General features: G+C 69.4%; 23 protein-coding genes. 13 read left to right on the top strand and 10 right to left on the bottom strand.

Annotated features, from left to right (window positions below; translation table 11 throughout):
• Window positions 1–3: 3 nt before the first annotated feature.
• The 3 genes from AC1DVI_RS00995 to AC1DVI_RS01005 form a co-directional block, all read right to left on the bottom strand.
• Window positions 4–432 (bottom strand): CBS domain-containing protein, encoded by a 429-nt coding sequence (locus AC1DVI_RS00995; RefSeq protein ID WP_476956427.1) that lies wholly within the window; start codon window positions 430–432, stop codon window positions 4–6.
• A gap of 135 nt (window positions 433–567) precedes the next feature.
• The gene (locus AC1DVI_RS01000) at window positions 568–1,182 is read right to left on the bottom strand and encodes a DUF938 domain-containing protein (protein WP_476956428.1); all 615 of its coding nucleotides are present in this window, start codon (window positions 1,180–1,182) and stop codon (window positions 568–570) included.
• A 9-nt stretch (window positions 1,183–1,191) separates the two neighbouring features.
• Window positions 1,192–2,382, bottom strand: a complete 1,191-nt coding sequence (locus tag AC1DVI_RS01005; RefSeq protein WP_476956429.1) for a YbfB/YjiJ family MFS transporter — start codon at window positions 2,380–2,382, stop codon at window positions 1,192–1,194.
• A gap of 132 nt (window positions 2,383–2,514) precedes the next feature.
• Here AC1DVI_RS01005 and AC1DVI_RS01010 point away from each other — a divergent pair, with 132 nt between their 5' ends.
• From AC1DVI_RS01010 to AC1DVI_RS01030, 5 genes are all read left to right on the top strand, one after another.
• Complete coding sequence (locus tag AC1DVI_RS01010) at window positions 2,515–3,438, top strand: LysR substrate-binding domain-containing protein (RefSeq protein ID WP_476956430.1); 924 nt, start codon at window positions 2,515–2,517, stop codon at window positions 3,436–3,438.
• 145 nt (window positions 3,439–3,583) lie between these two features.
• On the top strand, window positions 3,584–3,916 hold the full coding sequence (gene fdxA / locus AC1DVI_RS01015) for a ferredoxin FdxA (protein ID WP_014238741.1): 333 nt from the start codon (window positions 3,584–3,586) through the stop codon (window positions 3,914–3,916).
• Window positions 3,917–4,235: 319 nt separating this feature from the next.
• Window positions 4,236–4,736 (top strand): CarD family transcriptional regulator, encoded by a 501-nt coding sequence (locus tag AC1DVI_RS01020; RefSeq protein WP_014238739.1) that lies wholly within the window; start codon window positions 4,236–4,238, stop codon window positions 4,734–4,736.
• 198 nt (window positions 4,737–4,934) lie between these two features.
• The gene (locus AC1DVI_RS01025) at window positions 4,935–5,750 is read left to right on the top strand and encodes a hypothetical protein (RefSeq protein ID WP_476956431.1); all 816 of its coding nucleotides are present in this window, start codon (window positions 4,935–4,937) and stop codon (window positions 5,748–5,750) included.
• Between the two features lie 273 nt (window positions 5,751–6,023).
• The gene (locus tag AC1DVI_RS01030) at window positions 6,024–6,926 is read left to right on the top strand and encodes an RNA polymerase factor sigma-32 (RefSeq protein ID WP_149164554.1); all 903 of its coding nucleotides are present in this window, start codon (window positions 6,024–6,026) and stop codon (window positions 6,924–6,926) included.
• Window positions 6,927–7,064: 138 nt separating this feature from the next.
• Here AC1DVI_RS01030 and AC1DVI_RS01035 read toward each other — a convergent pair whose 3' ends face one another.
• A complete protein-coding gene (locus AC1DVI_RS01035; protein WP_476956432.1) occupies window positions 7,065–8,969 on the bottom strand; it encodes an adenylate/guanylate cyclase domain-containing protein in 1,905 nt (634 codons plus the stop codon).
• Window positions 8,970–9,142: 173 nt separating this feature from the next.
• Window positions 9,143–10,612, bottom strand: coding sequence for a M48 family metalloprotease (locus AC1DVI_RS01040; protein ID WP_476956508.1), 1,470 nt, complete (start codon window positions 10,610–10,612; stop codon window positions 9,143–9,145).
• A 351-nt stretch (window positions 10,613–10,963) separates the two neighbouring features.
• On the opposite strand from AC1DVI_RS01040, the gene AC1DVI_RS01045 reads away from it, so the two are divergent.
• The 7 genes from AC1DVI_RS01045 to AC1DVI_RS01075 all read left to right on the top strand — a co-directional run bounded on the left by AC1DVI_RS01045 (window position 10,964) and on the right by AC1DVI_RS01075 (window position 18,249).
• Window positions 10,964–11,773, top strand: coding sequence for a thermonuclease family protein (locus AC1DVI_RS01045; RefSeq protein WP_476956433.1), 810 nt, complete (start codon window positions 10,964–10,966; stop codon window positions 11,771–11,773).
• A 130-nt stretch (window positions 11,774–11,903) separates the two neighbouring features.
• Entirely contained in the window at window positions 11,904–12,854 is a 951-nt protein-coding gene (pip, locus tag AC1DVI_RS01050; RefSeq protein WP_476956434.1) for a prolyl aminopeptidase, read from the top strand.
• Between the two features lie 166 nt (window positions 12,855–13,020).
• Window positions 13,021–13,221, top strand: coding sequence for a 50S ribosomal protein L35 (gene rpmI / locus AC1DVI_RS01055; RefSeq protein WP_149164550.1), 201 nt, complete (start codon window positions 13,021–13,023; stop codon window positions 13,219–13,221).
• Between the two features lie 21 nt (window positions 13,222–13,242).
• The gene (gene rplT / locus AC1DVI_RS01060; protein WP_014238729.1) at window positions 13,243–13,614 is read left to right on the top strand and encodes a 50S ribosomal protein L20; all 372 of its coding nucleotides are present in this window, start codon (window positions 13,243–13,245) and stop codon (window positions 13,612–13,614) included.
• 122 nt (window positions 13,615–13,736) lie between these two features.
• Window positions 13,737–14,804: a phenylalanine--tRNA ligase subunit alpha gene (pheS, locus tag AC1DVI_RS01065; RefSeq protein ID WP_014238728.1), complete on the top strand. Its 1,068-nt coding sequence runs from the start codon at window positions 13,737–13,739 to the stop codon at window positions 14,802–14,804.
• 13 nt (window positions 14,805–14,817) lie between these two features.
• Window positions 14,818–17,214 (top strand): phenylalanine--tRNA ligase subunit beta, encoded by a 2,397-nt coding sequence (pheT, locus tag AC1DVI_RS01070; protein WP_476956435.1) that lies wholly within the window; start codon window positions 14,818–14,820, stop codon window positions 17,212–17,214.
• A 525-nt stretch (window positions 17,215–17,739) separates the two neighbouring features.
• Window positions 17,740–18,249 carry a response regulator gene (locus AC1DVI_RS01075; RefSeq protein WP_476956436.1) on the top strand — a complete coding sequence of 170 codons (510 nt, stop codon included), beginning with the start codon at window positions 17,740–17,742 and terminating at the stop codon, window positions 18,247–18,249.
• 31 nt (window positions 18,250–18,280) lie between these two features.
• On the opposite strand, the gene AC1DVI_RS01080 is transcribed toward AC1DVI_RS01075, so the two are convergent.
• The 3 genes from AC1DVI_RS01080 to AC1DVI_RS01090 all read right to left on the bottom strand — a co-directional run bounded on the left by AC1DVI_RS01080 (window position 18,281) and on the right by AC1DVI_RS01090 (window position 21,998).
• A complete protein-coding gene (locus tag AC1DVI_RS01080; protein ID WP_476956437.1) occupies window positions 18,281–19,867 on the bottom strand; it encodes a DUF3369 domain-containing protein in 1,587 nt (528 codons plus the stop codon).
• Window positions 19,868–20,024: 157 nt separating this feature from the next.
• Complete coding sequence (locus tag AC1DVI_RS01085; protein WP_149164547.1) at window positions 20,025–20,984, bottom strand: SH3 domain-containing protein; 960 nt, start codon at window positions 20,982–20,984, stop codon at window positions 20,025–20,027.
• 129 nt (window positions 20,985–21,113) lie between these two features.
• A complete protein-coding gene (locus AC1DVI_RS01090; protein ID WP_476956438.1) occupies window positions 21,114–21,998 on the bottom strand; it encodes a LysR substrate-binding domain-containing protein in 885 nt (294 codons plus the stop codon).
• 144 nt (window positions 21,999–22,142) lie between these two features.
• Here AC1DVI_RS01090 and AC1DVI_RS01095 point away from each other — a divergent pair, with 144 nt between their 5' ends.
• The gene (locus tag AC1DVI_RS01095) at window positions 22,143–22,307 is read left to right on the top strand and encodes a hypothetical protein (protein WP_476956439.1); all 165 of its coding nucleotides are present in this window, start codon (window positions 22,143–22,145) and stop codon (window positions 22,305–22,307) included.
• Between the two features lie 7 nt (window positions 22,308–22,314).
• Here AC1DVI_RS01095 and AC1DVI_RS01100 read toward each other — a convergent pair whose 3' ends face one another.
• Together AC1DVI_RS01100 and lepA are read right to left on the bottom strand one after the other, a co-directional pair.
• Window positions 22,315–23,061: an outer membrane lipoprotein gene (locus AC1DVI_RS01100; protein WP_476956440.1), complete on the bottom strand. Its 747-nt coding sequence runs from the start codon at window positions 23,059–23,061 to the stop codon at window positions 22,315–22,317.
• Between the two features lie 157 nt (window positions 23,062–23,218).
• Window positions 23,219–25,021 (bottom strand): translation elongation factor 4, encoded by a 1,803-nt coding sequence (gene lepA, locus AC1DVI_RS01105; RefSeq protein WP_145675786.1) that lies wholly within the window; start codon window positions 25,019–25,021, stop codon window positions 23,219–23,221.
• Between the last annotated feature and the right edge of the window lie 74 nt (window positions 25,022–25,095).

The following is a 25,095-nucleotide window of genomic DNA, read 5'->3' on the forward strand; positions in this document are numbered from 1 at the left end:
GGGTCAGGTCCGCATCAGACTGTCGCGGAACTCCACCTCTTCCACCAGATGCTCGTAGGCGAGCTTGAACAGGTCGCGGATCGAGACGATGCCGACCGCGCGCTTGCCCTGGGTGATCGGCAGGTGGCGGTAGTGCTTCGACTGCATCAGGGTCAGCGCCTCGATGGCGTCCGCATCCGGAGGCAGGGTGTCCGGATTGCGGGTCATGATCGCCGACACCTCGGTCTCCAGGGCGTCGATCTGGGTGGACAGCACCTTGTTGTTCAGGTCGCGCTCGGTGACGATCCCGACGAGGTCGCCGTGGTTCACCACCAGCACGGCGCCGATGTTCTTTTCCGCCATCAGCTTCGACACGGTCAGGACGGAGGTGTCCTCCGGCACCAGGATGAGTTCCTGCGACTTCACCACGTCCGGAACCAGCTTCCGCTTCATCATTTCCCCCAATTTGTAATTTGTTTACAAACTCAAGCGCTGCAGGGAAACAATAGCAAATCTCGCGGGTGCAAAACTGCGGCAGAAGACCGCACCTCGGACGGGGTGGTCCGGAGGGAGGATCGGGCGCGAACGTCAGCGGCGGCGCAGGACGACGGTCAGGTTGTTGGCCGGCATCTCGACGACCTCCGCCAGGGCGAAGCCGGCAGCGGCACGCTCCACCACGTCGAGGTCGCGCACGCCCCAGGCCGGGTTGCGGGCCTTCAGGTCGGCGTCGAAGGCGGCGTTGCTCGGCGCGCTGTGCCGTCCGCCGCGCTGGAAGGGGCCGTAGAGCAGCAGCGGCCCACCCGTGGGCAGAAGGTGGGCGGCCCCGGCGAACAGGCCGAGCGCCGCCTCCCACGGGGCGATGTGGATCATGTTGATGCAGACCACCGCGTCAGCCGCCTCGACCGGCCAGTCGAGGGCGGCGGCGTCGAGGGCCAGCGGGTCGCGCAGGTTGGGCAGCGCCGCCGCGGCGGCCCAGGCGCGGACGCTGTCCCGCAGGTCCGGGTCGGGGTCGCTCGGCTGCCACGTCACGCCGGGCAGCGCCGCGGCGAAGGCGACGGCGTGCTGGCCGGTGCCGCTCGCGATCTCCAGCACCAGACCTCGCGGCGGCAGAACGCGGCGCAGCACCTCCAGAATGGGGGCGCGGTTGCGTTCCGTCGCGGGGGCGTGGCGGCGGAACTCCTCGGGGTGCAGCGGATCGAACATGGTGGAAGGCTACCCGCGCCCGGTGTCCAGGGCAACCGTCGCGCGGCCGGGACGCCCAGCCATCCAGGCCCCGGCGGCGAGGAGAAGCGCGCCGGCCAGCACCGCGGCGGCGGCCCCCAGCAGGGCGGAATCGAAGCTGCCGGTGCGCGCCACCACCATCCCCGCCGGCACCGGCCCGATGATCTGCCCCAGCCCGTAGACGGCGGTCAGCGCGCCGATGACGCGGGCCGACGCTCCGCCCGACAACTGTCGCCCCAGCGTGAAGGACAGGGTGACGATGCCGACGAAGGTCCCGCCGAACAGCACCGCCGACAGCACGGCCGCCACCGGGGACCCGGTGATGGGCAGCAGGATGCCCACGGCCTGCACGGCGTGGGCGAGGATCAGCGCCCGCCAGAGGCCGAGCCGCCGCCCCGCCGCCGCCCAGAGGATGCCGGACGGCATGGCGGCCAGACCGGTGACCATCCAGGCCGCGGCGCCGAGCGGCGCCGTCTCCGGCATCGTCTTCAGGATGGCGACCAGGAAGGTGCCGGTGACGATGTAGCCGGCCCCCTCCAGGAAATAGGCTAGCGTCAGCAGGATCATCGGGCCGGAGGGCGGCGCGGAGGGGCGGACGGAGGATCGGGCGGCGGCGGGGTGGCCGTCCTCGCGCGGCGGGTCGGTCACCCACAGCCAGGACAGCGTACCGAAGCCCAGGCAGGCCAGCCCCAGCCACAGCCAGTCGCCGCGCCAGCCGAGCCGGTCGCCCATCACGGCGACGAACAGGCCGCTCGACGCGATGCCGAGGCCGACGCCGGTGTAGAGCCAGCCGGTCCAGGATTCCCGTCCGGCGCGGGCCAGCGCGTCCAGCGTCATGGCAATGCCCAGGATGAACATGCCGGCGCTGGCCAGCCCGGAGACGAAGCGCAGCACGGCCCAGGCCGCCATGCCCTCGGTGAAGCCCATGCCGGCGGTGGAGGTGACGCTGGCGATCAGCGCGGTGCGGAAGACGGCGGTGCGCACCGCGCCGTGCGGCACCAGCCCGACGCCCAGCGCCCCCAGGAAATAGCCGAGATAGTTCAGCGAGGCGAGCAGGCCGGCGGCGTCGGTGCCCAGCCCGGTGGCCGCCTGCATCGCCGGCAGGATCGGCGTGAAGGCGAAGCGCCCCACCCCCATCGAGACGACCAGCACCAGCACGCCGCCGATCAGCACCCGGACCATGACTCCCTCCCGCAGGTTCGTGTTTTTCGTGTGTCCCATCCTCGCGCGACGGAACCCTCATTTCTAATGATTTGTTTCGATGCTATGCTTCACTGTGAGTGATGGGAAACGTCCGGATCGGGGAGTGTGGCGATGGACCTCGCAGGCCTGCGGGTGGTGAAGGCGGTGGCGGACACCGGCAGCGTCAGCCGGGCGGCGGAGACGCTGAACTGCGTCCAGTCCAACGTGACGGCGCGGCTGAAGCGGCTGGAGGAGGATCTCGGCGTGCCGCTGTTCCTGCGGCTTAGCCGCGGCATGGCCCCGACGCCGGCCGGGCGGGTGCTGGCCGACTACGCCGACCGGGTGCTGCGCCTCGTCGCCCAGGCGCGCGACGCGGTGGCCGACGCGGCGGGGCGGGGCGGGCGGCTGTCCGTGGGCACCATGGAGACGACCGCCGCCGTCCGGCTGCCGCCGATCCTCGCCCGCTTCCACGCGGAGAATCCGGACGTCGATCTGACCATCGTCCCCGGCCCCACCGAAACCATGCTGGGGGAGGTGCTGGCCGGGCGCATCGACGGCGCCTTCGTCTCCGGGGCGGTGGAGCATCCCGAACTGGTCAGCCAGCCCGTCTTCGAGGAGGAGCTGGTGCTGGTCGAACCGGCCAGCGGCATCACCAGCGAGTCCGGGCGGAACACCCTGCTGGCCTTCCGGCGCGGCTGCGCCTACCGCGCGCGGGCGGAAACGGCGATGCGCGAAGCCGGGCGGGTTCCCTACCGGGTGATGGAGTTCGGGGCGCTGGAGGCCATCCTGGGCTGCGTCGGCGCCGGCATGGGCGTCACCGTCCTGCCCCGCGTCGTGGTGGAACGGGAGCCCTGGCGTGGTCTGTTCGTCGCCCGCCCGCTGCCGCCGGAACTGGCCCGCATGCCCACCCGTTTCGTCCGGCGGGTGGATTCCATGGAGACGGTGGCGCTGCGCACCTTCCTGGAGGCGGTCGCGGAGGGGAATGGGGAGGGTGGGGCTGCGTCGCTTGCGCCCACACAACCGGCGGGGTTGATCCCGTCTCGGGCGGCGTGCTAGGCAAGCGCCGCGGTCGGGCCATGGTCCTCAACCTTTGTCCTTCCGCGACCACGCGCGAGCACGTCAGTCGAAGCGTCCATCGAAGCGACTCGAACCCCGGCGCGTGAACACCGCCGGAACTGGCGAGAACAGCGGAGAACGAATCATGCCCTACGTCGTGACGGAAGACTGCATCAAGTGCAAGTACACCGATTGCGTCGAGGTCTGCCCCGTGGACTGTTTCTACGAGGGCGAGAACATGCTGGTCATCCACCCGGATGAGTGCATCGACTGCGGCGTGTGCGAGCCGGAGTGCCCGGCCGAGGCCATCGTGCCGGACACCGACGGCCGCGCGGAGAAGTGGATGGAGCTGAACCGCGACTACGCGGCGCAGTGGCCCAACCTGACCCGCAAGAAGGACGCGCTGCCCGACGCCGACGCCATGAAGGGCGTGGACGGCAAGTTCGACAAGTTCTTCTCTCCGAAGGCCGGCGGCTAAGCGGAGTCGGGACTATTGCTGCGCATGGCGTGCTTTTGCCGCCATGCAAAAACGACAGGTCGGCCATCGGCGGGCAACGTCAAAATCCGGACGGCTGCCCGCGCGTAGCCTTTGTAACCCGGCCGTAACATCGCTATAATACGCGCCCGGAGCCGGCCTCAGCGTCATTGCCGGATTTCCCATCGACCAAGGGCTCAGTGCAACAGTGCGCGGCGTGGAGGACCCCATCCCCACGGTGTGTCGTTGTCACCGGGCCTTTTTCGCCCCCTCCACCGGGGCGGCAAAATGGCGCGATCGCGAGAAGTGAGAGCCAACCCAAATGTCGAACAAGCTTGACTTCGAGGCCGGTGACTTCGTCGTCTACCCGGCCCATGGCGTCGGTCGGGTCGAGGGAATCGAGACCCACAGCATCGCTGGCATGGATGTTCAGCTCTACGCGATCACGTTCGAAAAAGAGCGCATGACGCTCAAGGTTCCGGTCGGCAAGGCCAAGGCCGCCGGCCTGCGCCGCCTCAGCACGAAGGACCGCATCAAGGTCGCCCTGGAGACGCTGCAGGGCCGTTCGCGCGTCCGCCGCACGATGTGGAGCCGCCGCGCCCAGGAGTATGAGGCCAAGATCAACTCGGGTGACCCGGTGGCCATCGCGGAGGTCGTGCGCGACCTGTACCGCGGCGCCGACCAGTCCGACCAGTCCTACAGCGAGCGCCAGATCTACCAGGCCGCCCTGGAGCGTCTGGCCCGCGAGCTGGCCGCCGTCGAGAAGATCGACGAGACCAAGGCCACCGAGCGGCTGGAGCTGGTCCTCAAGAAGGCCGCCTGATCCGGTGCGGACCCGCTTCCCGTCTCGGGGAGAGGGAACCGGTTCGAGAGTGTGATGTTGACGATGAAGGCGCGGCGCTTTGGCCGCGCCTTTGTCTTAAGTTTTCGTCTTTCGCCGGGCCTGCGCGGCGCCTACACTCCCGCCCCCGGCCTGTTCTGGGCCGGTCCGTGACCGCTGGATGGGGTGAGCGTCTCCGGCATGTCTGAAGCGCAGAAATTCATCGATCTCCGGAACCCGCGGCGCATTTGGGCCGTCGGCTCGATCCACGCGCAGACGGACCATCTCCACGCCGTGCACGAGGTGATCGCGGCACGCTTCCTTCCCGGCGACCGTCTCGTCTATCTCGGCAACATGGTCGGCTGGGGCGAACGGGTGCTGGAGACGGTGGACGCGCTGCTGGCCTTCCGCACCTGGCTGCTGAGCTGGCGGGGCATGGAGGCCGGCGACATCGTCTATCTGCGCGGTGCGCAAGAGGAGATGTGGCACAAGCTGCTCCAGCTCCAGTTCGCGCCCGACCCGCAGCAGGTGCTCGACTGGATGACCCGCCACGGGGCGGGGGCCACGCTGGCCGCCTATGGCGGCACGGTGGAGCAGGGCATGGCGGCAGCCCGCGGCGGCACCATGACGCTCGGTCGCTGGACCCAGGGGCTGCGTCAGGCGATGCACGCGCAGCCCGGTCACGAAAATGTGTTCAACACCCTGCGCCGCGCCGCCTACTGCACCGGACCCGAGCAGGGGGAGGGCGGCGTGCTGCTGGTCAGCGCCGGCGTGGACATCCGCCGCCCGCTGAACCACCAGGGCGACGCCTTCTGGTGGGGGGCGCCCGGTTTCGCCCAGATGTCAGAGCCTTACGGCGGTTTCGTCCGCGTCGTGCGGGGCTGCGACCCGGCCCGCAAGGGCGTGGCCGTGACCGACCGCGTGGCCACCCTGGACGGCAATTGCGGGTTGGGTGGGCATCTCGTTTGTGGATGCCTGTCGCCTTCGGGTGAGATCCTGGACCTGTTCCAGGTCTGACCCATCTCCCTTTTTCCTAACCGTCTTACCCATCCCCTCGGCCTCCGCCACCGAATCCCTTCCGGTGCGGATGATCCGAAACGTCTTGTGCTGCGTATGACGTGCAACAGGGCGAGGGGAACGGCTGTTGTCCCAACCGTCGGCACCCCACGGCGAACCGGCCGTGACGAACCGACGGATCATTGGACCTGAGGGGGCCTGTCCCTTCGGACTCCGCAGCACAGGGCACGAGCAGCCTGAAACGCGGCCGCCCAGACGGGAAGGAAGGGACGTATGGCCTACATCGACGATCCCGAGACTCAGCGCGCGAACCTGAGTTTCATCAAGGCTTCCATGCGCGAGCCTCTGCTGACGCGCGATCACGAATTCGATCTGGCCCGCAAATGGCGCGAGGGCGGTGACGAGCGGGCCCTCCACGAACTGGTCCGCGCCTACACCCGGCTGGTGGTGGCGACCGCCGCGCGGTTCCGCAACTACGGCCTGCCGATGGGCGACCTCGTGCAGGAGGGCAATGTCGGGCTGATGCAGGCGGCCAGCCGGTTCGAACCGGACCGCGAGGTGCGCTTTTCCACATACGCGGCCTGGTGGATCCGCTCGGCCATGCAGGACTACATCCTGCGCAATTGGTCCATCGTCCGCACCGGCACCACCGCCGCCCAGAAGTCGCTGTTCTTCAACCTGCGCCGCCTGCGCGCCCGCATCGAGAGCCTCAGCCAGGGCGGCACCGGCCCCGGCAACGGCCTGACCAAGGAAGGGCGGGAGTGGATCGCCGGTGAGCTCCAGGTCGACGTGACCGAGGTGGAGGCGATGGAGATGCGCCTGTCCGCCTCCGACCAGTCGCTGAACTCCCCGGTCGCCGACGGCTCCGACGACGACTGGCAGGACTTCCTGGCCGACCAGCGCCCCTCGCCGGAGGACGTGGTGATCGGAATGCGCGACAGCAACACCCGGTCGCAATGGCTGGCCGAGGCGTTGGGAGAACTCAGCCCGCGCGAACGCACCATCATCCAGGAGCGCCGCCTGCGCGAGGAGGGCGCCACCCTGGAGCAGCTGGGCCGCGAGCTGGGGGTGAGCAAGGAGCGCGTGCGCCAGCTCGAACACCGCGCGCTGCTGAAGCTGCGCCAGTCGATGCTGAAGCGGGTGGAGGGGTTCGGGGACCTGTTGGCGGACGCGTAGAAACGGCTTGCCCCCACCCTGGCCCTCCCCGCTGTCGCAGGGGAGGGAGTTATCCGCGAGGTAGCGGCAGTTCCCTCCCCTGCGACAGCGGGGGAGGGTTAGGGTGGGGGCAAGGTTGCTGTGGGGGCAAAGCCCACGCTACGCCTTCTCCTCCTCCCGAACCGCCCCCGCACCATCCCCATCCCCATCGCCATCCAGAGTGACCCGCCACACCTCGGTGGTGCCGGTGCGGCCGCGGAGCGTGCGGTCGCCGACGCAATCCAGCGGCGCCGCGCCGTCGCCCTGGAAGGCGGTGGCGGCGCTGGACAGGACGATGACCTCCTCGTCCCCCTGCAGGGCGGAGGCAAGCTCTTCGATGCGGGCGGCGACGTTCACGGTGTCGCCGACGATCGTGTAGTTGATGCGGCTTTCCGACCCGATGTTGCCCACCACCACCGGTCCGGAATGCAGGCCGATGCGCACGCGGATCGGCGGCAGCCCCTCCGCCGCGCGGCGGCGGTTGCCCTCGCGCACGGCGCGGGTGATCGCATGGGCGGCGCGCAGCGCGCGGGCGGCGTGGTCCGGCTGTTCCTCCGGCGCGCCCCAGAAGGCCATGATGGCGTCGCCGATGAACTTGTCCACGGTGCCGCCCTCCGCCTCGATGCAGTTGGCGAGCAGGGTGAAATGCTCGTTCAGCAAGGCGGCGGTGTCGGCGGCCCCCATATGCTCGGCCATGCGGGAGAAGCCGCGGATGTCGGTGAACATCACCGTCACCTCCCGCTCCTCCGACTGGAAGCTGGTCAGGCCGCCGCGGCGGTGCATCAGCCGCAGCACCAGCGCCTTCGGTACATAGGTTTCGAACCAGCGCAGTCCGGCGATCATGGCGTTGAAGGCGCTGTTGGCGCGGGCCAGCTCGCGCAGGCGCGAATCGGGCAGCTCGGCGATCTCGCGGAACTCGAAGGTCCGGACGCGGTCGGCGGCCTCGGCCAGACGGGCCACCTGGGTGCTGATGCGCCGCCCGACGATCAGCGCCACCGCCACCGAGATCAGCAGGATGCCCAGCCCGGCGAGGCCGGTGGTGTAGAGGCGGCGGACCTCCGCGCTGGCCTCGTTGGCGCGGAAGCCGATGCCGATGATCCAGTCCTGCTGGCCATAGCCGGCCATGCTGCGCATCAGGAACAGGTAATCCTCGTCCAGCACGCTGACGATCCGGCCCTCCACCCGCTTCTTCAAGGCGTCCACCGGCTGGCCGGTCTGCCAGAGCGCCGCCAGCGCCGGGTCGGCCACCTGATCGATGCGCGGCAGGGGCGGGCCGTCGGTCTTGGCGGAGAAGTCGAACTTCATGCCGGCCAGCGACGGGTGGGCCAGCACATGCTGCCGGTCGAACAGGACGAAGGCGTTCAGCCCCTGCTCCACATAGAGCGTGGACAGGAAGCGCGACAGGTCGCCCAGCGACACGCCGACGACCACCTGCCCCAGATAGGTGCCGTTGCGCCGCACCGGCTGGAACAGGGTGACGAAGCTGGTCCCCGCCTCCTTCGACCACAGCGGGTCGGCCCAGACGGCGGTGGTGCGGTCGGCGCCGTTGCGCAGCTCCGGTCCCAGCTCCGGCTCGTGGCGCAGATCCTCCCGCCCGATGTGGAGCTGGTTGCCCAGCCGGTCGGCGCGCAGGCCGGTGCGGTCGGGGTGGAAGAAGGCGATGCCCGTGACGTCCGGCGCCCCGGCCAGCGCGCCGCGCAGCGTGTCCTGGAGCGAGCGGGAATCGGCGGGGTCCAGCTCCCCCCGCTCCATCAGTCCGGCGACGAAACGGCCCATGTCCCGCGCGGGGTTGAGCTGGTTGCGGATGCGCACCTCCACGCCCGACAGGGCGAGGTCGGCGCGGTCGTTCAGCAGGGCGAAGGTGTTGCGGCTGGCGCTGACGAGGCCGAGCACCAGCACGCTCGCCACCGCCAGCAGCATCAGCGACCCGAAGCCCGCCACCAGCACCGCCGCGATGGGCAGGCGCAGGCGCGGGCGGCCCAGCGCGGGCGGGCGCGCCCGGCGCGGCCCACCCTTTTTGCGCACGGCCTCCTTCAGCCCGGAGACGCGCAAGCCGGTTCGCGGAAATCGCCGTTTGGAGGGGTGGTCAGCCATGGCGCGGAGCCTACAGGACGCACGCGGCCATCGGCAATCGGCCATCGCGCCGCGTCCTGTAACGGTCACCCCGCCTTCAACCGGGCGCGATCAATCGAGCGCCGTCAGCCGGTGATGATCTTCATCGGACGTCCGGGCTGGATCGGCGTGCCCGGCGGCAGATCGTTGATGATCCGGAACAACTCTTCCGCGTAGGGCTCCCGCGGCATCTGGCGGACGAAGCCCTCCACGCTGTCGCCGGGGCGGGCGGTCTGCACGCGGATGCGCCGGGGCTGGTAGGACGCGGCCTCCTGCCGGGTCAACCGACGGAAGCTGGTGGCGGTCTGGCGGAAATCGGCGTCAAAGCGCGACAGCGCGCCGCCGGGGGCCAGGAAAGTGAATCGGTAGAGGGTGCCGGAGTCGGCGCGGATGGCGACCAGCCGCACATCCACCGCCCCGGCGTCGGTCTTGCCCTGGGTCAGCGCGGTGGCCGCCGGCATGCCGTTGACGGTGAAGGATTGCAGGTCCCGCAACGGCGCCCCCTGCGCCCAGCTGCCGGTCAGATAGGCGGCGGGGTCGCCGGCGCCCGGCGCCTTGCCCCCGTCGAAGACGATGGCGCCGCCGTTCGGCCCCTTGGCGATCACCTGCTGCGCCCCGTTGAGCAGGCTGTAGCCCTGCGGCACGTCGAAGGCGATTCCCAGCTGCGGGTGGGCGAAGCTGCGGCCGCGGACGAAGCCGTTCTCCGGGCTGTCGCCGTAGATCACCCCGTCCATCGCCGCCATGTAGGGATCGACGGGCCGCGCCCCGCGGGGCAGCTCGCGGGCGAGGGCCGCCGCCTCGTCCACGCGGGACGCGGTCTGCGGGTGGGTGGCGAAGAAGTCGAAGCCGCCCTCCCCGGCACCCTTGCCGGAGCGCAGGCCGGAATATTGGGTGTCCCGGCGCATGGTCTCCAGGAAGGTCGCCATGGCGAAGGGGTCGTAGCCGGCGCGGTGGAGATACTCGATGCCCAGCCGGTCGGCCTCCGTCTCCTGGCCGCGCGAGTAGCGGGCGAGCAGGGCGGTGCCGCCGATGTTGGCGATCTGCGCCAGCTCCGGGCTGCCCAGCACGAGGCCGATGCCGGCGGCGAGCAGCCCGGCGATGGTCTGGTTGGTCTGCCGCTCCCGGCCATGGTGGGCGATGACGTGGCCGATCTCGTGCCCCAGCACGCTCGCCACCTCCGCCTCGTCCTTGGCGAGCGCCAGCAGGCCGCGGGTGATGTAGACATAGCCGCCGGGCAGGGCGAAGGCGTTGACCACGTCGCTGTCCAGAACGGTGAAGGTCCAGGGGCCGGAGCGGTCGGTCTGGGCGGCCAGCCGATTGCCAATGTTGGTGATGTAGGCCTGCAGCCGCTGGTCGGGGTAGGCCCCGCCATACTGGGCGAGGATCTTGGGATGCTCCTGCGCGCCGATCGACTCCTCGCTGCCGCCGAGGAGCTGGGCGCTGGCCGGGGCGCAGGCCGAGGTGAGCAGCAGGACGGCCAGCCCCGCGGCGGCGATCCGGCGCAGCGGGGACGGGGAAGATGGTTGCTTCTGACGTCCCCTCTCCCCCCTGCTCACGCGCAAACATAGTTTGCGCTGACGCGACAGGCGGACCTTTGGTCCGCCGAAAGCGGGGAGAGGGTTAGGGTGAGGGGGTTGCGCTTGTGCCGGACGTGGCGCCACGCGCAACCCCCTCACCGGCCCTCCGGGCCACCCTCTCCCCAGGGGGGAGAGGGCTGGATCGGCCGATTGTCTTGGCGGAAACAGGGAAGACGGCTTGCGTTCGGTCGTCGGTTCGGGCGTCATGAGTCGTCATATCGGAAGGGGGCTCGCAGAGATCAAACTCCCCGTGATCAAACTCCCCGTCCGGCTCGCCTGTTCCACGGCTCTATCCCTTCGCCCGCCATGCCGCGCCGCATTCCTTCGCTGATGCTGTCCGCCCTGCTGCTGATGGCGAACACTGCCGGGCCGCCGGAGCTGCGCGTCGCCGCGGTGACCGACGGCGCCACGCTGCTGCTGGAGGACGGGCGCAGCCTGCGTCTGGCCGGCATCGAGCCCGCAGCACCGCCCATGGGAGCCGAGCCGGGCGACCGCTGGCCGCTGGCCGAGGCGGCGCGGCTGGCGCTGGCGGAACTGGCCGTCGGGCAGCGCCTGACGGTGCGGGGGGAGGCGCGGGCCGACCGGCACGGGCGCCTGCTGGCTCAAGTGGTGCGGGGCGACGGTCTGTGGCTCCAGGGCGAGCTGCTGGCGCGCGGCCTCGCCCGTGTATACACCCGGCCCGACGCCCGCGCCCTGGCCCGCGAGATGCTGGCGGCGGAGGCCGGCGCGCGGGCGGCCGAGCGCGGCATCTGGCGGACCCGCGCCTACGCCGTGCGACCCGCCGACCCGGACGCGCTGCGCCGGGATCGCGACAGCTTCCAGATCGTCGAGGGGCGGGTGCTGCGGGTGAGCAAGGCGGGCGGCGACGCCTATCTGGATTTCGGCGAGGACTGGCGGACCGACGTCACGGTGCACATCGGGCGGGCCGCCCTGGCCGAATTCGTTGCCGCCGGCATCGACCCGCTGTCCTACGAGGGGCGGGCCGTCCGGGTGCGTGGCTGGGTGGGCCTGCGCGCCGGCCCGCTGATCGAGGCGACCCATCCCGAGCAGATCGAGCGGCTGGACGGCTCCGGCGCGCCCGTCCGCATGGCGCCGCGCGTTCCTGCCACGCCGCCGGATGGCGCCGAGGACGAGGAGTGAGCCGGTGGCGGAGACCGGACCAGAGCCCTACACTCGCTTGTGGACCGGCATCGGGAATGATTGGGCCGGATTCCTTGGATCGGCTACTCTGTGGGCCGGACGATCCGGCCCGGACTGACAGGACCTCTTCATGCCCCGCAGCGAGCTTTTCCCGCCCATCGACCCCTACCAGACCGGCTTCCTGCCCGTGGACGAGATCCATACGCTCTATTGGGAGCAGTCGGGCAACCCGCGCGGCGTGCCGGTGCTGTTCCTGCACGGGGGGCCGGGGGCGGGCGCCTCGCCGACGCACCGGCGTTTCTTCGATCCCGGCCATTACCGCATCGTCGTGATGGACCAGCGCGGGGCGGGCCGCTCCACCCCGCTGGGCGAGGTGCGCCGCAACACGACCGAGCTGCTGGTCGAGGACGCCGAACGGCTGCGCCGCCATCTGGGGATCGAGCGCTGGCTGCTGTTCGGCGGAAGCTGGGGATCGACGCTGGCGTTGGCCTACGGGCAGACCCATCCGGAACGCTGCCTGGGGCTGATCCTGCGCGGCATCTTCCTGATGCGGAAGACGGAGATCGACTGGTTCCTCCACTCCATGCGCACGATCTTCCCGGAGGCCTGGGCGGCCTTCGCCGGCCACATTCCGCCGGAGGAGCGGGGCGACCTGCTGGAAGCCTATTGGCGGCGGCTCAACGCGCCGGATGCGGCGACCCGCATGGCGGCGGCGCGGGTGTGGAGCCTGTACGAGGGCTCCTGCTCCTCGCTGCTGCCCTCGCCGGAGCTGATCGCGACGAGCGCGGAGGACACCCACGCGCTGGGCCTCGCCCGCATCGAGGCGCACTACTTCCGCTCCAACCGCTTCACCCCGGAAGACAGGCTGCTGCGCGACGTGCACCGCATCCGGCATCTGCCGGGGGCGATCGTCCAGGGCCGCTACGACATCGTGTGCCCGATCGCCAGCGCCGACGAGCTGCGCCGCGCCTGGCCTGAGGCCGATTACCGCGTGGTGCCCGACGCCGGCCATTCCGCCATGGAACCGGGCATCCGCGCCGCCCTGGTCCAGGCGACGGAGCGGTTCAAAGAGTACCGGTAGCGAAGGGGCGCGCGCCGGACCCGTCATACCTCTCCCGCATTCGCTTCCCCTTGCGTTGCGGCGTGGCCGCGCGTATAACCCTGCGCTCCAACGGGCGGCGAGGCCGGGTCCGAGACCCAGGGCATGCCCAACCGCCAGTCGGGAACATCCAACGCAAGGATCGAAAATGCCCAAGCTGAAGACGAAGAGCGGCGCCAAGAAGCGTTTCAAGGTGACCGCCACCGGTAAGGTGCGCGCCCAGGCGGCCTTCAAGCGCCACTGCCTGGAGCAGAAGAGCCCGAATATGAAGCGCAATGCGCGCGGCATGATGACCCTGGCCGAGCCGGACCAGAGGATCGTGCTGAAGAACTGGCTGCGCAACGCTTGATATCGTAAGGGAATCTGAACCATGGCTCGTGTTAAGCGCGGCGTCACCACGCACGCCCGTCACCGCAAGATCCTCAAGCTCGCCAAGGGCTACCGGGGTCGCAACTCCAAGAACTTCCGCATCGCGATCGAGAAGGTCGAAAAGGCCCTTCAATACGCGTATCGCGACCGCCGCAACAAGAAGCGCGATTTCCGCGGCCTGTGGATCCAGCGCATCAACGCCGGTGTCCGCCAGTACGGCCTGACCTACTCGCGCTTCATCAACGGCATCAAGCTGGCCGGCATCGAGATCGACCGCAAGGTCCTGTCGGATCTGGCCGCCCGTGAGCCGGAGGCCTTCAAGGCCATCGTCGATCAGGCCCAGGCCGCTCTCGCCTCCAAGGCCGCCGCCTAAAGGGTTCGCCGCGAAAGCGGAAACCCCGGTCCGGCGCCGGACACGAAAGAAGGGAGCCGTGCCTCTGGGCCGGCTCCCTTTTTCTTTACGCTCGCACTTCCTTATGGCTCGCGGGAAATGACATGCTCGATGCGCTGAAAGACGAACTCCTGTCGCAGGTCAACGCCGCTGGCGACCTCGCGGCCCTCGAAGAGGTGCGGGTCACCGCGCTCGGCAAGAAGGGGCGCATCACCGGCTTCATGAAGGAGCTGGGCGGGCTGTCGCCCGACGAACGGCGCGAGCGCGGCCAGCAGCTCAACGCGCTGAAGGACGAGATCGCCGCGGCCATCGACGGCCGCAAGGCCGACCTCGCCCGCGCCCATCTGGAGGCCCGCCTCCAGGCCGAGCGGATCGACGTCACCCTGCCGGTCCGTCCGGAGACCGAGGGGCGCATCCACCCGATCAGCCAGACCATCGACGAGATGGTGGCGATCTTCGCCGAGATGGGCTTCAGCGTCGCCGAGGGGCCGGACGTCGAGGACGACTTCCACAACTTCACCGCCCTGAACTTCCCGCCGGGCCACCCCGCCCGCGACATGCACGACACCTTCTATCTCCCCGATGCGGGCGATAAGAAGATGCTGCTGCGCACCCACACCAGCCCGGTGCAGGTCCGCACCATGCTGAACAAGAAGCCGCCGATCCGCATCATCGCGCCGGGCCGCACCTACCGGTCCGACTACGACATGACCCACACCCCGATGTTCCACCAGATCGAGGGGCTGGTCATCGACGAGGCGACCCACATGGGCCACCTGAAGGGCTGCCTGATCGAGTTCTGCCGCGCCTTCTTCGACGTGGACGACCTGCCGCTGCGCTTCCGCCCCAGCTTCTTCCCCTTCACCGAACCGTCGGCGGAGGTGGACATCGGCTGCTCCCGCAAGGGCGGCGAGTTGAAGCTCGGCAACTACGGCGACTGGCTGGAGATCCTGGGCTGCGGCATGGTGCACCCCAACGTGCTGGAGGCCTGCGGCATCGACAGCACCAAATACCAGGGTTTCGCCTTCGGCATGGGGATCGAGCGCGTGGCGATGCTGAAATACGGCATCCCCGACCTGCGCACCTTCTTCGAAGCCGACCTCCGCTGGCTGAAGCATTACGGCTTCGTGCCGCTCGACGTTCCCAGCATGGCCCAGGGCCTGACGCGCTAAAGGAGCCGGACCCATGAAGTTCACGCTGTCCTGGCTGAAGGACCATCTGGAAACCGACGCCACGCTCGACCAGATCGTGGAGACGCTGACCGCCCTCGGCCTGGAGGTCGAAGGGGTGGAGGACCGTTCGAAGGAGTTGAAGCCCTTCCGCGTCGCCCACGTCGTCTCCGCCGAGAAGCACCCGGACGCCGACAAGCTGCGCGTCCTGGTTGTCGACACCGGCACCGAAAAGCTCCAGGTCGTCTGCGGCGCGCCCAACGCGCGCGCCGGCCTGAAGGGCGTCTTCGCGCCGGAGGGGGCCTACATCCCCGGCTCCGACATCACGCTGAAGAAGGGCGTCATCCGCGGCGTCGAGTCGAACGGCATGATGTGCTCCGAGCGCGAGCTGAAGCTGTCGGAGGAGCACAACGGCATCATCGAGCTGCCCGAGGACGCGCCGGTCGGCGTCGCCTACGCCGACTACGCCGGCCTGGGCGACCCGGTCATCGACATCAGCCTGACGCCGGATCGCGCCGACTGCGCCGGGGTGCGCGGCATCGCCCGCGACCTCGCCGCCGCCGGTCTGGGCACGCTGAAGCCGCTGGCGGCGGAGCCGGTCAAGGGCGCCTTCGCCAGCCCGTTCGGCGTGACCATCGAGGCGCTGGACGCCTGCCCGATGTATGTCGGCCGCTATTTCCGCGGCGTGAGGAATGGCCCGTCGCCGAAGTGGCTGCACGACAAGCTGGTCGCCATCGGCCTGCGCCCGATCTCGGCGCTGGTCGACATCACCAACTTCATCACCTTCGACCTGTCGCGCCCGCTGCACGCCTTCGACGCCGACAAGGTGAAGGGCGGCATCGTCGTGCGCCTGGCCCGCGAGGGCGAGACGCTGGCGGCGCTGAACGGCAAGGAATACCCGCTCGACCCGAGCATGACGGTCATCGCCGATCATGAGCGGGCCGAGGCGCTGGGCGGCATCATCGGCGGCGAGGCGTCGGGCTGCACCGAGACGACGGTCAACGTCTTCCTGGAGGCGGCGATCTTCGACACCGTGCGCACGGCGCAGACCGGCCGCAAGCTGGGCATCGAGTCGGACGCCCGCTACCGGCTGGAGCGCGGCGTCGATCCGGCGGCGGTCGTGTCGGGGATGGAGCGCGCCACCCGCCTGATCCTGGAGATCTGCGGCGGCGAGGCCTCCGACCTGGTGATCGCCGGTGAGGAGCCGCAATGGCGCCGCACCCTGACGCTGCGTCCGGGCCGCGTCGCCGCCCTGGGCGGCGTCGACGTGCCGCGCGACGAGCAGACCCGCATCCTGATCGATCTCGGCTGCGAGATCGTCGGCGAGGATGTGGACGGCACCTTGCGCATCGTTCCGCCCTCCTGGCGCGCCGACATCCACGGCGAGGCCGATCTGGTGGAGGAGGTGCTGCGCATCCATGGCTTCGACGCCATCCCGGCGACCCCGCTGCCGCGCGACAGCGTGCTGACCCGTCCGGCGCTCAGCACCAAGCAGCGCCGCGTCGGGCTGACCAAGCGCACGCTGGCCGTCCGCGGCCTGTCCGAAGCCGTCACCTGGTCCTTCATGGCCGGTCCGGTGGCCGCGCTGTTCGGCGGGGTGGGCGAGGGGCTGACGCTGGTCAACCCGATCAGCGCCGACCTCGACGTGATGCGCCCGTCGATCCTCGGCAACCTGATCCAGGCCGCCGGGCGCAACGCCGACCGCGGCCACGCCGACGTCGGCCTGTTCGAGGTCGGCCCGGCCTTCCGCAAGCCGTCGCCGGACGGGCAGGACCTCGTGGCCGCCGGCATCCGCGCCGGCAACGCGGTGCCGCGCCACTGGGCGGAGAAGGCCCGCGGCGTCGATGCCTTTGATGCCAAGGCCGACGCGATGGCCGTGCTGGAGGCCGCCGGCGCGCCGGTGACCAACCTGCAGGTCACCACCGACGCGCCGGGCTGGTACCATCCGGGCCGTTCGGGCGTGCTGCGCCTCGGCCCCACGGTGATGGCCCGCTTCGGCGAGATCCACCCGACCGTGCTGGACACGCTGGGCATCAAGGGGCCGGTGGTCGGCTTCGAGGTCTTCCTGGACGCCATCCCGCTGCCCAAGAAGAAGGGCGGCACGGCGCGTCCGCTGGTCCAGCTCTCGCCCTTCCAGCCGCTGGAGCGCGACTTCGCCTTCGTCGTCGGCAAGGACGTGGAGGCCGACAAGCTGATCCGCGCCGCCAAGGGTGCCGACAAGGCGCTGGTCAAGGACGTGACGGTCTTCGACGTCTATCAGGGTACGAACGTCGAGGAGGGAAAGAAGTCCGTCGCCCTCTCCGTCACGCTTCAGCCGACCGAACGCACCCTGACCGAGCCGGAGATCGAGGCCATCGGCCAGAAGATCGTCGCCGCGGTCGCCAAGGCCACGGGCGGCAGCCTGCGCAGCTGACGTCTGCGCTTCTGACGCGGGCGCATCCAAAGACTGCGGATCCGGAAAAGGATTCAATCTCGTAGGACAATGTTCGGGCCTCCGTCGCAGGGCGGGGGCCCATTGTTTTTCCATGTCCGGATGGAACGGCTCCCAATCCGGACAGTTCAAAGGATTGTTCCGGAGGCGACACGTCTGGATTCGCAGAACATGCCGCGGTCCGTTGTTTGGATCGCGTTTCGGCGTGGCACCCGGGCGTGCCTCATATGCGCTTTTTCAGAGTTGAACAGAATTGGTCCATCAGATAAAGCGAATGAACATAAGCTCGCAAATCATGCGTTCGTATTGTCTCGATGCTGTGCATCACTGCCTATAAATTTCAGGAATGGAATGTTTTCTTTCCGCGATACATGGCAGACATTCCGAAAATTCGCCATGCTGATATTTCGATTTTTTTAATATTTTTCATTCTTTTTTGAAGCGGTCATGTTGGAAACGGTGCGGGGTGCCCTGGCTCCGCCGCCCTCAGCCCTGGTGAAGAATCCGATGGTGAGCTTAACGAACGACCAAGCCAAAACCGCCTCTGTCCTCGCCATGACCGGGGATGCCGGCAATGGTCCGGTGGACGGCGGCGGCGCATTCCGCCGCGAGGATGACGATGGAGGAGCGCCGGCCGAGGCCAGCCGGCTGGTCATTGTGGTGGACGACGACCGGTCGATCGTGGAAGGGCTGGCGCTGCTTCTGGAAGCCTGGGGGTACGACGTGCTGACCGCCCTGTCGCTGAACGAACTGGCGCAGCGCCTGCCGCAGGCGCCCGGCCGTCCGGGGCTGGTCCTGGCCGATCATTTCCTGCCGGCGGGCGGCACCGGCGCCCAGGCGGTGGAGATGGTGCGCGCCCATGTCGGCGCTCCGGTGCCCGCCCTGATCCTGACCGGCGACACGATGCCGGAGCGTCAGGCCGAAGCCGCCGCCATGGGCTGCCGACTGCTGCACAAGCCGGTGCAGATCGGTCCGCTGAAGGACATGGTGGACGCGCTGATGAGCGGCGCCGCCTGACCGCCTCTGCTCTTTCCGGCGAGCGCCGGAGTCATTCCCGGCGCAGGTTGCCGGACACCGCCAGGAAGGCGTCGACCACCACCGGATCGAACCGGCTGCCGGACAGGCGGCGGATCTCGGCCACCGCCACGTCGTGATCCAGAGCCTTGCGGTAGGGGCGGTCGCGGGTCATGGCGTCGAAGCTGTCGGCCACCGCGACGATGCGGGCGCTCAGCGGGATGGCGTCGCCTTGCAGGCGGTCGGGATAGCCGGTGCCGTCCCAATTCTCATGATGCGACCGGGCGATCTCCGCCCCCAGATGCAGATGCGTCCGCCCATCGGACCGCTGGCTGGCGCGGTCCAGCAGATCCCAGCCCGTGGTGGTGTGGGCCTGCATGACGGCCCGTTCCTCCGGGGTCAGCGGCCCGGTCTTGCCGAGGATGGCGGGGTCCAGCGTGGCGTTGCCGACGTCATGGAGGATGGCGGCCAGACCGACCGACTCCAGGAACACCGTGTCGAGGATGGCGGGATGGCGTCCCTCTTCGGCCAGCCGGCGGGCGATGCGGTCGGTCACCATGGCGATGCGCGGGCCGGTTTCGGCCTCCGCGCTCGGATGACCGGCGCGTTCCGCCAGGTCGGCCATGGCGATGACCGTGTGCTCCTGGCTGCGCCGCAGCTGCTCGTAGAGGTGCAGATTGTCGAAACCGACCGAGATCTTGCGGCAGAACACCTCGATCAAGTTGCGGTCGAGGTCCGACAGCGGCCGGTCGGAACTCAGATAGACCACATTCTCCCGGTCGTTCGGCGTGCGGATGTAGAGCGTGCAATGATCGGCGGCGTAGCGGTTGCTGTGCGACTCCAGGCAGCGCTTCACCTCCGCCAGCACGGCGGGCTCCACATGGTTGGCCGCCGGCTCGTCGATCAGCGTCTCGAACCGGCCGGAACCGGCCAGGACATACAGCCCGTCCGCCGCGCCGCTGATGACCGGACCGCGCTGCACGCACAGGATGGCGTCCGGCCCGACGCCGAGGATGCCCGACAGCTGCGTCAGCACGCCGGCGGCGAACAGCTTCATCGAGCGTGCCTGGAACAGCGACGACGACGCCTCGATGATCTTCTCCAGCCCGCGCCGGTTCATCTCGATCGCCATGATGTCCTCGTAGGAGCGCAGGGCGGCGACCGTGGTGGTGAACAGCTGCTGGGCGGTGAGCTGCGTCTTGGCCTTGTAGTCGTTGATGTCGTAGTCGAGGATCACCGCGCGCTCCGGCGCCTGGCCGGGCTGGCCGGTGCGCAGGATGATGCGGACGTGGCGGTTCTTCAGCTCCTCCCGGATGTGGTGGACGAGCTGCAGCCCGGCGTCGTCGGTTTCCATCACCACGTCCAGCAGGATGATGGCGATGTCCTCCTCCCGCTCCAGGATCGTCCGGGCCTCCGCGGCGGAATAGGCGGAGATGAACTGGGCGGAGCGGCCCTTGTAGGCGAAATCGGCCAGGACGAGCTTGGTGATGGAGTGCACCTCCGGCTCGTCGTCCACGATCATCATCTTCCACCGGTTCCCGGTGGCCGGCGACCCGGTTTCGCCGTTGCCGTCGCCGTCCTGGTCGTCCAGAAAGAGGAACTCGTCGTCGGAGTCGGTCATGGGCAAAGCCTGGGGCGGAGCGGGCAGGGGGTAAGAAAGATTAACACGGCGCGCCCGCGCCCGCCTACCGCCACGATCGATGCATTTTCGACGAAAAAGCTCAATAATTTGCATTGAGCGCAGGGACTGTTCCGCTTGGTGGAAAGCGGCGTGGGGATCAGAAGGTTTCCAGCTCGATCACCCAGCAGTCCATGGAGCGCTGGGCCAGCGCGCCGCAGACATTGTCCACCTGGGTCCGGGTGAAGGGTCCGACGCCCATCTGGTAGGTGGTGCGGGCGCCGCGGAAGACCGGCCAGACCATCGGCGGCAGGTCGCGGTAGGCCGTTCCGGGTCCGTAGGTGAACTCCTGCCAGGCGCGCAGCCCCTCGGCGTGGCTGACATATTCGCCGAGCCGCGCGGCGAACAGCGCCCCCGGCTCGATCGGCGGCATGCCGGGCAGCGGGTAGGGGGCGACCACCCCGATCAGCCCCTCCGCCGTGGCGACCGCCCGCGTCCGGCCGGGCATGCCCAGCGTCACCCGCCCGTTCGCGGAGTCGATCAGGCTGACCACGTCGCCCTTGCGCAGGGTGAAGCTGCGCCGCTTTTTGTTGTCGAGGATCTCCGTCGCCTTGATGGCGTCGGCCGCGACGACATAGCCCTGGGCCGGCACCTGGGCGGCGATCTCCCAGGCGCTGCGCGGCACCACGGCGGCGCTGCGGTGGATGACCGGCGGCTTGCCGGTCGAGGGGGGCGATCCGCCGGCGTTGGCGCCGGCGGCGGTGGCCCCCATGGCGGCGGTGATCGAGCGCGACACCATCAGCGCCGGGTCCAGCGAGTCGGAGGGCACATAGCCGATGGGCTGGCCGCCGATGGCGACCTCCGTCCAGCTGGTGCCGCGCGGCGTGCCCAGCGCGTTCAGCGCCTTGCCGCGCGGCAGGGTCTGGATGATCCGGGCGTCGGCGTTGGGACCGATGCGCACCTCGATGTCGCGGTTCAGCACCACCTCGCCGGTCAGCGGCGCGCCGATGGCGACGGGGCTTTGCGCCAAGGCGGTGTCCGGGGCGAACCACATCGTCGCCGTGGCCAGGATCAGCCGCAGCGCCAGGGCGCGGAAGGCGGTGGTGGAACGCGTGCGCACGGCGGTTTGCCCCCATGGAGGAGGGGCCATTCTGCATCGGTCCGGCCCACCGGGGCAACCCGGCGCGCGTCCGGCATGGCGGATGTCACGAAGCGGGACCAAGCGTCAGGCTGGGGGTCAGGCTGGGCGTCAGGCCAGACGTCCCTCGCCCACCAGATCGTGGATGGCCTCGGCCAGCAGGCGGACCGGCTTGGCGGCCATGCCGGGCGCGCGATGCAGCGCGATGTCGATGTCCGGAAGGTCGGGGAAGCCGTCCGCCGCGGTCAGCCGGCGCAGGCTGGGCGGGATGGTGCACTCCTCCATGGCGGTGACGCCCAGCCCGCCCAGAACGGCGCCGTGCACCGCCACCACGCTCTTGCTGATGAAGGCGACGCGCCAGCCGCGCCCGATGCCCTCCAGCGCCGCCACGGCAAGGTCGCGCACCACACAGCCCTTGGGGAACAGCGCCAGCGGCAGCGGGTCCTCCCGTTCGATGGGGGTGGAATCGACGACGGCGGAGCGTGGCGGGGCGACCCAGGCCACCGGCTCCCGCCGGACCAGCTCGCCGCTGCGGCTGTCCGGGTGACGGGTGACCAAGGCGAGGTCGTAGCGGCCCTTGTCGATCTCCGCCACCAGATCGGGGCTGTTGTCGCAGATCACCTCCACCGGCACGTCGGGGTAGGCGGCGGCGAAGCGGGCGAGCACGCCGGGAAGCAGCATGGTGGCGTAATCGTCCGGCGTGCCGATGCGCACGCTGGCGATCGAGGCGGGCCGGCGCATCAGGGCCAGAACCTCGTCGTTCAGGGTCAGCATCCGCCGGGCGTAGGTCAGCAGAAGCTCGCCCTCCTGGGTCAGGTGGACGCTCTTGGTGTCGCGCTGGAAGACGCGGGTGCCCACCACCTCCTCCAGCCGGCGGACCTGCTGGCTGACGGCGGCCTGGGTGCGGCCCAGCGTGTCGCCGGCACGGGTGAAGCTGCGCGCGTCGGCGACGGCGACGAAGGCGCGCAGAAGGTCGGTGTCGAGGTTGGCCGGCATGGTCACGCATTCAAGCAGAGGGGGCGCGCGGGTTCAACGCGCGAAAGGACCATCACGATCTGTGATGATCCTCATAAAGCCTATTCGTTTCCAAGATTTTCCACGCGGGCGCAGGGTGCCCTCCAATCTTGGGAGGACGGAGCGATGGGCGTGTTCGACGCGATGACGACGGTGGTGCTGGCGGCCGGGCGGCTGGACCGCGAGAAGGAGTGCCGCCCGGTGGCGGTGGCGGTGCCGCCGCCGTGGCGCTTCCGGCTGCCCCGGATGCCGACTTTGCCGGTGCTGCTGCTGACGATCCTGGCGGTGTGAGCGCAGATCAGGTGGCGGGCGTGCCGTCGGCGGGCTTGTCCGCCGGGGCCTCGGCGGCCGGCGCCGGCTCGGGAGTCGGCGTCACAGGAGGTGGGGTGAGGCGGATGGGCGCCGGCCCGCCGCTGTCGGGAGTCGAGGCCGTCGGAGCCTCGGCAGGTGCCTCCGCGGGGGGCGGGGCGGGAAGCTCCTTCGCCTCGATCGCCTCGGCGGGCTTGGCGTCCTTTTGGGCGTCGTCCTTGGCCGCTTCCTTCACCGCGTCCTTGGGGGCGGGAGTGGGCTCCGGGTCCGTGGAGTAGTCGGCGACGATGCGGGCTTGGCTGCCGGCGATGACCAGCACCTTCTGCCCGATCTCGATGGGCTTCTCTTCCCGCTGGGTGACCGACAGAAGCTCGCCGTCCGGCTTGCGGACGATGTATTCCCAGCCCGTGGTGTCGCCGGTCACATGCTCGATCGAGGTGCCGATCAGCCCGCCGATGGCCGTTCCGCCGACCGCGCCCAGCGCCGAATTGATGCCGAAGGTGCCGGACTGCGAGCCCAGAACGCCGCCCGCGGCCCCGCCGGTGACGGCGCCGACCGTGCCGCTGGTGCTGATCTTGACCTGACGGAACCCGATGACGACCGCCCGCTCCACCTTGTTCGCCTGCTGGGTGGCGGTGGCGGCGTAGGTGTTGGGCGAGTAGTTCGGGGTGCAGCCTGCGAGGATGCCGACCACGATCGCGGCGGCGGGCAGGCCGAACATGACAGTGCGCGTCACGGGACATCATCCGTTTGGAAGCCTGTCCGGGTGATAGGCGATTCCATGCGGGGAGTCATTCGACTTTTTGTGGGCTCTGGGCTGCTGCACCGGGCGGACAAAAAGAAAGCGGGCCTTGCCGGACCCGCTTTCCGTCATTCCACCAAGAGGCCGGCGCTTATTCGTCGCCCATCTTGAGGGCGGCGATGAAGGCGCTCTGCGGGATTTCGACCTGGCCGAACTGCCGCATGCGCTTCTTGCCTTCCTTCTGCTTGTCCAGCAGCTTGCGCTTGCGGCTGATGTCGCCGCCGTAGCACTTGGCCGTCACGTCCTTGCGCAGCGCGCCGATGCTCTCGCGGGCGATGATCTTGCCGCCGATGGCCGCCTGCACGGCGATCTTGAACAGCTGGCGCGGGATCAGCTCCTTCAGCCGCTCGCAGAGCTGGCGACCGCGCCGCTCCGACTGGGAGCGGTGGACGATCATCGACAGGGCATCCACCGGCTCGGCGTTCACCAGGATCGACATCTTCACGAGGTCGCCTTCCTCGTAGCTGTCCATCTGGTAATCGAAGCTGGCGTAGCCGCGGCTGATCGACTTCAGCCGGTCGTAGAAGTCGAAGACCACCTCGTTCAGCGGGAGCCGGTAGACCAGCATGGCGCGGGCGCCGGCGTAGGTCAGCTCGATCTGCTGGCCGCGCCGCTCGGTGCAGAGCTGGAGGATGCCGCCCAGATACTCGTCGGGCAGCATGATGGTGGCCTTGATCCACGGCTCGTCGATGCGGTCGATCTTCATCACGTCCGGCATGTCCGCCGGGTTGTGCAGATCCATCACCGTGCCGTCGGTCATGTGCAGCTTGTAGACCACCGACGGCGCGGTGGTGATCAGGTCCAGGTTGAACTCGCGCTCCAGCCGCTCCTGGATGATCTCCAGATGCAGCAGGCCGAGGAAGCCGCAGCGGAAGCCGAAGCCCAGCGCCGCCGACGTTTCGGCCTCGTAATGGAAGCTGGAGTCGTTCAGCTTCAGCTTGCCCAAGGAATCGCGCAGCCGCTCGAAGTCGGCGGCGTCGACCGGGAACAGGCCGCACCACACCACGGGGATGGAGGGCTTGAAGCCGGCCAGCGGCTCCGCCGCCGGGCGGCGGTCCTCGGTGATGGTGTCGCCGACCTTGGTCAGCGTGATGTCCTTGATGGCGGCGGTGATGAAGCCCATCTCGCCCGGCCCCAACTCGCCGGTCAGCAGCGCCTTCGGGGTGAAGACGCCGACGCGGTCGACCTCGTGCGCGCTGCCGGCGGCCATGAAGCGGACCTTCTGGTTCACCTTCAGCCGCCCGTCGACCACGCGCACCAGGATGACCACGCCGAGATACGGGTCGTACCAGCTGTCGACCAGCAGGGCCTTCAGCTCGCCGTCGGCGTTGCCCTTGGGCGCGGGCAGGCGCTGCACCACGGCTTCCAGCACGGCATCGATGTTCAGGCCGGTCTTGGCCGAGATCTCCACGGCGTCGGTGGCGTCCAGACCGATCACGTCCTCGATCTGCTGCTTGACGCGGTCGGGCTCCGCCGCCGGCAGGTCGATCTTGTTGAGGACCGGGATGATCTCGTGGTTGTTGTCGATCGCCTGATAGACGTTGGCGAGCGTCTGGGCCTCGACGCCCTGCGAGGCGTCCACCACCAGGATCGAGCCCTCGCAGGCGGCGAGGCTGCGGCTGACCTCGTAGGCGAAGTCGACGTGGCCCGGCGTGTCCATCAGGTTCAGCGTGTACTGCTGCCCGTCCTTGGCCTTGTAGAGCAGGCGGACGGTCTGCGCCTTGATGGTGATGCCGCGCTCGCGCTCGATGTCCATGCTGTCGAGCACCTGTTCGCGCATCTCGCGCGAATCGAGGCCGCCGCACTGCTGGATCAGACGGTCGGCAAGGGTCGACTTGCCGTGGTCGATGTGCGCGATGATCGAGAAATTGCGGATGTGCGAAAGGTCAGTCATCGGTGCCCGGAGCCCTGGTTTGGGGCGGAACATAGGGCGGACGGACGATGCGCGCAATGGAGAAGGGTGACGGC

Source organism: Azospirillum sp. P4_B5 (genome assembly GCF_056402275.1).

Bases quoted from the DNA above. Each gene is read 5' to 3' on its own strand.
- AC1DVI_RS01095 (WP_476956439.1), top strand. From the start codon at position 22,143: ATGGGCGTGTTCGACGCGATGACGACGGTGGTGCTGGCGGCCGGGCGG.
- fdxA (WP_014238741.1), top strand. From the start codon at position 3,584: ATGCCCTACGTCGTGACGGAAGACTGCATCAAGTGCAAGTACACCGAT.
- AC1DVI_RS00995 (WP_476956427.1), bottom strand. From the start codon at position 432: ATGAAGCGGAAGCTGGTTCCGGACGTGGTGAAGTCGCAGGAACTCATC.
- rplT (WP_014238729.1), top strand. From the start codon at position 13,243: ATGGCTCGTGTTAAGCGCGGCGTCACCACGCACGCCCGTCACCGCAAG.
- AC1DVI_RS01025 (WP_476956431.1), top strand. From the start codon at position 4,935: ATGTCTGAAGCGCAGAAATTCATCGATCTCCGGAACCCGCGGCGCATT.
- pip (WP_476956434.1), top strand. From the start codon at position 11,904: ATGCCCCGCAGCGAGCTTTTCCCGCCCATCGACCCCTACCAGACCGGC.
- AC1DVI_RS01010 (WP_476956430.1), top strand. From the start codon at position 2,515: ATGGACCTCGCAGGCCTGCGGGTGGTGAAGGCGGTGGCGGACACCGGC.
- AC1DVI_RS01080 (WP_476956437.1), bottom strand. From the start codon at position 19,867: ATGACCGACTCCGACGACGAGTTCCTCTTTCTGGACGACCAGGACGGC.
- AC1DVI_RS01090 (WP_476956438.1), bottom strand. From the start codon at position 21,998: ATGCCGGCCAACCTCGACACCGACCTTCTGCGCGCCTTCGTCGCCGTC.
- AC1DVI_RS01000 (WP_476956428.1), bottom strand. From the start codon at position 1,182: ATGTTCGATCCGCTGCACCCCGAGGAGTTCCGCCGCCACGCCCCCGCG.
- lepA (WP_145675786.1), bottom strand. From the start codon at position 25,021: ATGACTGACCTTTCGCACATCCGCAATTTCTCGATCATCGCGCACATC.
- AC1DVI_RS01005 (WP_476956429.1), bottom strand. From the start codon at position 2,382: ATGGTCCGGGTGCTGATCGGCGGCGTGCTGGTGCTGGTCGTCTCGATG.
- AC1DVI_RS01075 (WP_476956436.1), top strand. From the start codon at position 17,740: ATGGTGAGCTTAACGAACGACCAAGCCAAAACCGCCTCTGTCCTCGCC.
- rpmI (WP_149164550.1), top strand. From the start codon at position 13,021: ATGCCCAAGCTGAAGACGAAGAGCGGCGCCAAGAAGCGTTTCAAGGTG.
- AC1DVI_RS01020 (WP_014238739.1), top strand. From the start codon at position 4,236: ATGTCGAACAAGCTTGACTTCGAGGCCGGTGACTTCGTCGTCTACCCG.
- AC1DVI_RS01045 (WP_476956433.1), top strand. From the start codon at position 10,964: ATGCTGTCCGCCCTGCTGCTGATGGCGAACACTGCCGGGCCGCCGGAG.
- pheS (WP_014238728.1), top strand. From the start codon at position 13,737: ATGCTCGATGCGCTGAAAGACGAACTCCTGTCGCAGGTCAACGCCGCT.
- pheT (WP_476956435.1), top strand. From the start codon at position 14,818: ATGAAGTTCACGCTGTCCTGGCTGAAGGACCATCTGGAAACCGACGCC.
- AC1DVI_RS01030 (WP_149164554.1), top strand. From the start codon at position 6,024: ATGGCCTACATCGACGATCCCGAGACTCAGCGCGCGAACCTGAGTTTC.